The sequence below is a fragment of the Bifidobacterium pullorum subsp. saeculare genome (genome assembly GCF_016899725.1).
Lineage (GTDB): Bacteria > Actinomycetota > Actinomycetes > Actinomycetales > Bifidobacteriaceae > Bifidobacterium > Bifidobacterium pullorum_C.
This window is the reverse complement of sequence record NZ_JACLYU010000290.1, coordinates 1-392: the sequence shown is the minus strand read 5'-3', so window position 1 is coordinate 392 and position 392 is coordinate 1. Positions and strand designations below refer to the sequence as shown.

The 392-nt window shown below is 68.4% G+C and carries 1 pseudogene; it reads left to right on the top strand.

Annotated elements, in window-relative coordinates:
* Positions 1 to 138: 138 nt before the first annotated feature.
* A pseudogene (locus H7U32_RS10580) lies at positions 139 to 392 on the top strand (hypothetical protein); the annotation flags it as partial.

The window sequence follows — 392 nt, the reverse complement described above, 5'->3', positions numbered from 1 at the left end:
CGTTCACGCAGCTTTCAGCAAGCTCCCAACTTCGCGGACTACACCGGTGCGTAGTCATCGGAACGTGCATATCGGCCGGGCCGGGCGTCACCGCCTTAAAGCCCGGCCCCGCGACCGGGCTTCGAAGAGGAGGGCACCATGCGCAACGCCGACACCATGAAAGGCAGCACTCTGCTGGGAAGGTTCCTGGCCCGCCGCAAGGCCGTGGACGAGCACACCGCCGAAGCCACCCGCCAGGGCCACACCCCCGCGGTCATCTCGCTGGGCCAGGTGTGGGTGGACATCATGATGGACGTGGACGGTCTGCCCAAGGCGGGCGGCTTCGCGGTCGCCCATGACGCGAATCCCGCGGTGGGCGGCAGTTACCGCGTGCTGCAGGCGGTGGGCGCGAT